A 6,000-nucleotide genomic window follows, 5' to 3' on the forward strand; every position below is an offset into this window, starting at 1 on the left:
TTCAATGTTTTTCGATAGAACGAAGAGATTTAATGTTCCAATGTACAAAGACCAGCATTGTAATGCTGGTCTGAAACAGATAAATGAAACGAATCTGAAGATTATAGATACATTTTTGCCAATTCTGACGGTTCGATTTCTTTACCTTCAAGTTGAGCATTCCAGTTAACACCAACAAGAACACCGTCTTCATCTAAGGTGATCAACCAATCTTCAACGAAGATGTCTAGAGGAATTTCTAACACTTCAAAGTCAGCCCACTCTTCAACGTTATGTGCCATAGCGTCTTCTTTGGTTGACCAGAATGGCATAACTTCACTTTGCTCAAACTCTGTTGAGTCACAAGCTAGCCATCCTTCTTCGTTACGCAAACCCCAAACCAACTTGGTGCTTTGAGTCTCTTCAATAAATAATTCTAGGTTTGCTTGGGTATCTGCGGTCAATTTGCTCATTGTAAAATCTCGTTATGAATAACCGTCGCTAAGAGTATCACTTAATCCAAGAGTTACCAATGCGAGATTAATTTCTGAGTAAAAGAAAAGGGGCGAAATGCCCCTTACGTGAAAAACTACTTCTTCGCTTTCGGTATGCTAGTAAAAATAGTCCACTCTTCTTTCACATCGCCTTTGTATCCTACAACAGAGGCGACGACACGTCGGTTAAGTGCGTGACTGACTTCATCCGTCCCTTCATTGGCTAAGGCACTATCACCGAAGCCGACGATACGTACTCGGCTTTGAGCAATACCATAACCAATCAACATTTCACGTACGTTATCAGCTCGGCGCTTGGACAGATCTAAGTTATGTTCTGCATTACCCGTACGGCTTGCGTAACCTTGTAGTTCGATTGAAGTTGATGGGTAAAGCTTCAAAAACTCTGACATCTCTTTAATCTGTTTACGGAAAACAGGATTAATTTTATCTGAGTCATTCGCAAACAAAACTCGGATTTGCATCTGCTGCGAGGTTTTAACGTAAGTACCACAACCGTCATTATCAATTTCAGCAGTGCTTGGGGTATCAGGGCACAAGTCTCTCGCGTTGATCACACCGTCTCGATCTTGGTCTTGCAGATCAGCAACTTGATCGGCGCGTGGTGTCGCCAAGTAGTCGTACTCATCAGCTTTATCGCTTGCAATAACGGACGTTGCCGCAAATGTTAAACAAACGAGAGGCAAAATAAATGCTTTCATATTAGTACTCCACCCCTTCAACCCATTCTTTAGGAATATCCACACGCAGTGCATTTAACAGTTGGCCAGTTGCATTCATCACACGGAACTTAGCGTATTGCTCGGCATACTTTGCATCCAAGTAACCTTTACGTGCTTCAAATAGCTCGTTTTCGGTATTGAGCAAGTCTAGTAATGTTCGCTTACCAATGCGGTACTGTTTCTCATAAGCAATCACAGTATCTGATGCGGAGTCCACGTGATCAGATAAGAACTCTTTTTGTTGCAGAGTTAAATCCAAGGCACTCCATGCGAGACGCAAACCTTCTTCAACACTACGAAATGTACGTTCACGTAAATCTTTCGCTTTGTTGAGTTGGTAAGCCGCACTTTCAGAGTTTGCGGAATCCGTCCCGCCGTTGTATAGGTTGTAACGCATGCGCAACATTGCAGTTAATTCATCGCTGTTTCCTTCTACGCCGCCGGCATCATCACGCCAAGTTTGTGAGGCTTCAAAAGAAAACGTTGGGTAGTTGCGACCTTTGGTCTGCTTGTATTGATAACGAGCAGAATCGACATCCACTTGCGAAACTTTAATCACAGGGTGTTGATTAAAAGCTTGGCTGACCGCTTCATCCAAAGTGAATGGAATTTGAGTTTGGTCGGCGCGCGGAAAAATAAGCGATTGCGGCGTTTGACCAACAAGACGCGTGAACATGGTGTGCGAGTCAAATAAGTTGTTTTGAGCTGCTGCCAAGTTTCCGTGTGCCTTTGCTAGTCGAGCTTCAACTTGTGACAGATCGGCAGTAGAGCCAATACCAGAATTCACGCGCTTTTTAATATCACTATAGATACGTTTGTGGGTAGCAAGGTTACTTTCTGAAAGGGAAAGAATTTCATACGCTTTAACAGAATCTAAGTAAACCTTTGTAACTTCAAGCGCTTTGTTTTGAGCATCTGCGAGTAACTGGTAACGAAGAGACTCGGCTTCGGCCGCCGTGCGATCCATATCGTTTAGCGTAGACGACCCGTCCCAAATCAATTGGGTGAAAGTCAAAGAGGCTTCTTTGCGAGTGAGATCGGTAGATTCGCCCTCTGCTGGATTGATGGATTCATAACCAATGCCAGCGTCTAAGTCTATTCGAGGTAAGTACGCGCCGGATGAGGCGTCATTGGCGTAGCGCTTACTCACAAACTCGTTAAATGCACTTTTTAACTCAGGATTGGTGGCTAATGTAATCGAGATAGCTTGCTCCAGAGTTTGCCCTGTAGCAGGAAGTGTCAGCATTGCACCTAAGGCAAATGCATTTATTTGGGTCCACTTCACTGTGTTTCTCCTACTAATCTATTTGTACTAATTCTAAAGCATTAACTGTCTTAATTTTGAGATTGTTAAAGCAAATCGTCAATTTTTTAACACTGGTATTACTTATGTGAATGTGCCAAAAGAGATGAAAAGTCTCATTTCCTGACATTGTAGTGGATTTATTGATCAAATTCTAACTTATTGAAATTGAATTATATAGCGTTTTGGCTTTTTTAACGAAGCGAATCAAACTGTGATTCTGCTTCAAAAATGAGACTGCGTGATCAAAGTCGCCAATAAGTGACGTAAATGTAAATTGGGCTGGATTTTGAGATGCCACATCTATGTCGGTTTGATATATTATAGGGTAAGAAAATAGAACTAGTCTGTCAGTCAAAAAATTGACGAAAGTACTACAGTCATCTCAGAGGTTATTTATGGATTTCACAGCCTTCCTTGCAGGAGCGTCTCTCACTGCTGGTCGTATTGTTGTTCTGGATTTAAACGGCAACATTAAAATTCTTGCGCCAGGACAAGCCATTGCTCCGGGCGAGTTAGTTATTGAAACGCTGGAAGAAACAGATGTACCCCAATTTCGCATTGCAACCGATGCCGGTGAAACCAACATCACTGATGACATTCAACAGATTTTTGCTGCATTAGAAGAAGGACAGGACCCGACGCAACTGGGTGACGACTTTGCGACGGCCGCAGGCGAAACAGGTGGTTCAAGCTTAGTGGCTGGCGGAACCATTTCGCGTACTGGTGCAGAATCTCTGGCGAGCACTGACTTTAGTACTCAAGGATTACAAGCGCTGGGCTTAAACGAAGCACAAAGCCTTTCTTTATTTGATCTACTAAATGATGCTAATACAACATTACAAGACATTGACTCCATTGCACCATCAGCACCGACTGTCACTCTAGATACGGACAGTGGCTCCAAAGCTGATGACTTTTTAACAAATGATGGTTCATACACGGTCACAGATATCGAAGATGGCGCAACTGTTGAATATTTTGTGGATGGTGAATGGACAACCACCGCGCCAACACCAGTGGAAGGCGACAATACGATCATCGTTCGTCAGACCGATGCAGCAGGCAATACCTCTGGCAGTAGCACGCTGACGTTTACTCTCGATACGACAGCGCCAAATGCGCCGCAGATCAATCTCGATACCGACAGCGGTAGCTTGGCGGATGACTTCCTCACTAATAAAGGTGATTTCACCGTTGCAGGCACCGAAGAAGGTGCGACGGTGGAGTACTTTGTCAATGGTGAATGGACAACCACCGCGCCAACACCAGTGGAAGGCGACAATACGATCATCGTTCGTCAAACCGATGCCGCAGGCAACACCTCTGGCAGCAGCACGCTGACGTTTACTCTCGATACCACAGCGCCAGATGCGCCGCAGATCTCTCTCGATATTGACAGCGGCAGCTTGGCGGATGACTTCCTCACTAATAAAGGTGATTTCACCGTTGCAGGCACCGAAGAAGGTGCGACGGTGGAGTATTTTGTCAATGGTGAGTGGACAACCACCGCGCCAACACCAGTGGAAGGCGACAATACGATCATCGTTCGTCAGACCGATGCAGCAGGCAATACCTCTGGCAGTAGCACGCTGACGTTTACTCTCGATACGACAGCGCCAGATGCGCCGCAGATCAATCTCGATACCGACAGCGGTAGCTTGGCGGATGACTTCCTCACTAATAAAGGTGATTTCACCGTTGCAGGCACCGAAGAAGGTGCGACGGTGGAGTATTTTGTTAATGGTGAATGGACAACCACCGTGCCAACACCAGTGGAAGGTGATAATACGATCATCGTTCGTCAAACCGATGCTGCAGGCAACACCTCTGGCAGCAGCACGCTGACGTTTACTCTCGATACTACAGCGCCAGATGCGCCGCAGATCAATCTCGATACCGACAGCGGTAGCTTGGCGGATGACTTCCTCACTAATAAAGGTGATTTCACCGTTGCAGGCACCGAAGAAGGTGCGACGGTGGAGTACTTTGTCAATGGTGAATGGACAACCACCGCGCCAACACCAGTGGAAGGCGATAATACGATCATCGTTCGTCAGACAGATGCGGCAGGCAACACTTCTGGCAGCAGCACGCTGACGTTTACTCTAGATACAACAGCGCAGGCTGGTACGGTTTCTGTTGATCCAATTACTTCAGATGATGTGATTACAGAAACGGAGAAAAATCAGACTATTACAGTGACTGGTTCAGCAACTGGTGGTGACATCAAAACCGGAGATGTTATTACTGCAATCATTAACGGTAACGAATACAAAGGTAGCGTTTCTGAAGATGGCTCGTGGGAGTTATCTGTAAGCGGCTCAGACCTTGCTGTTGATACTGCTTTTGAAGTAACCGTTAATTCAACCGATGCAGCAGGTAACGAAGTTACCTCTACAGGGGAATCGGTTCATAGATTTGATGACACGCCTATTAACGTGAACATCGACATTGATCCAATCACCTCTGACTCTGTAATTAATGCCCAAGAAGTTAACTCTTTGGTAACGGTAACTGGTACGGTAACTGGTGAGTCTTTCTCGTCGGGCGTTGTTACTCTCACTATCAATGGCGTTGAATACACTGGTGAAGTTGTCGACGGGAAATACAGTATAGAAGTTAAGGGCTCAGATTTAAGCGCAGATTCAGATAATGTCGTCGATGCCAAAGTAGATGTTGTAAACACGGCGGGTAATATTGGCTCAGCAACTTCTACGGAGTTCTACCTAGTCGATACGTTTGCACGTGGAACGATCAAGATCGACCCCATCACCGATGACAATGTGATCAATAAAGCAGAAAGCGAAGGCCTAGTAAAAGTAACGGGCTCCGTTGGAGGCGATGCAAGGCCTGGCGATCAAGTGACCGTTGTGGTGAATGGTGTAACCTACACTACTTCGGTATTGAGTAATAAAACATGGGAAGTTTCTGTTTCAGGCTCTGACTTGGCTCAGGATAACAAGGTTACCGCTACTGTAACGGGAGACGACTGGGCGGGTAATCCGTTCGCTGCATCAGCAACTTCTGTACATGAAATTGATATAGATCTACCGAGCATCGACTTGACGACCGTAGGCGACGGCAACATCAGTGTTGACGAAGCAGACGAAGTGACCTTGTCAGGAACCACGACCAACGTAGAAGACGGTCAGAAAGTTGACCTTGACCGTGACCGACAGCAAGGCAACACAGCCTCGTTCGAAGCGACCGTTCAAGATGGCAGTTCAGCACGACCGCAGACCTACAGGTAAGGTCTGGTTGATGGCGCGATCAGCGTGAAGCGGACGTGACGGACAGCGCGGGCAACCCAGCGAGCGACACAGAARGCGCGACGTTGGATGCGGACAATGCGGATCTACCGAGCATCGACTTGACGACCGTAGGCGACGGCAACATCAGTGTTGACGAAGCAGACGAAGTGACCTTGTCAGGAACCACGACCAACGTAGAAGACGGTCAGAAGTGACCTTGACCGTGA

General features: G+C 46.2%; 5 protein-coding genes. 2 read left to right on the plus strand and 3 right to left on the minus strand.

What is annotated here, in order from left to right; genetic code table 11:
- Positions 1 to 101: 101 nt before the first annotated feature.
- From CIK04_RS23300 to CIK04_RS23310, 3 genes are all read right to left on the minus strand, one after another.
- On the minus strand, positions 102 to 452 hold the full coding sequence (locus tag CIK04_RS23300; RefSeq protein WP_011080558.1) for a DUF2750 domain-containing protein: 351 nt from the start codon (positions 450 to 452) through the stop codon (positions 102 to 104).
- Positions 453 to 568: 116 nt separating this feature from the next.
- Entirely contained in the window at positions 569 to 1,195 is a 627-nt protein-coding gene (locus tag CIK04_RS23305; protein WP_038964378.1) for an OmpA family protein, read from the minus strand.
- 1 nt (position 1,196) lies between these two features.
- Positions 1,197 to 2,501 carry a TolC family outer membrane protein gene (locus CIK04_RS23310; RefSeq protein WP_017422138.1) on the minus strand — a complete coding sequence of 435 codons (1,305 nt, stop codon included), beginning with the start codon at positions 2,499 to 2,501 and terminating at the stop codon, positions 1,197 to 1,199.
- Positions 2,502 to 2,917: 416 nt separating this feature from the next.
- Here CIK04_RS23310 and CIK04_RS23315 point away from each other — a divergent pair, with 416 nt between their 5' ends.
- Together CIK04_RS23315 and CIK04_RS23320 are read left to right on the plus strand one after the other, a co-directional pair.
- Complete coding sequence (locus tag CIK04_RS23315) at positions 2,918 to 5,773, plus strand: Ig-like domain-containing protein (protein ID WP_128824660.1); 2,856 nt, start codon at positions 2,918 to 2,920, stop codon at positions 5,771 to 5,773.
- Positions 5,774 to 5,808: 35 nt separating this feature from the next.
- Positions 5,809 to 5,988, plus strand: a complete 180-nt coding sequence (locus CIK04_RS23320; RefSeq protein ID WP_128824661.1) for a hypothetical protein — start codon at positions 5,809 to 5,811, stop codon at positions 5,986 to 5,988.
- Positions 5,989 to 6,000: the final 12 nt, after the last annotated feature.

It is taken from the genome of Vibrio sp. 03_296 (genome assembly GCF_002265885.1).

What these genes read in the sequence shown, in the direction of transcription:
- CIK04_RS23300 (WP_011080558.1), bottom strand. Translation starts at nt 452, where the DNA reads ATGAGCAAATTGACCGCAGATACCCAAGCAAACCTAGAATTATTTATT.
- CIK04_RS23305 (WP_038964378.1), bottom strand. Translation starts at nt 1,195, where the DNA reads ATGAAAGCATTTATTTTGCCTCTCGTTTGTTTAACATTTGCGGCAACG.
- CIK04_RS23315 (WP_128824660.1), top strand. Translation starts at nt 2,918, where the DNA reads ATGGATTTCACAGCCTTCCTTGCAGGAGCGTCTCTCACTGCTGGTCGT.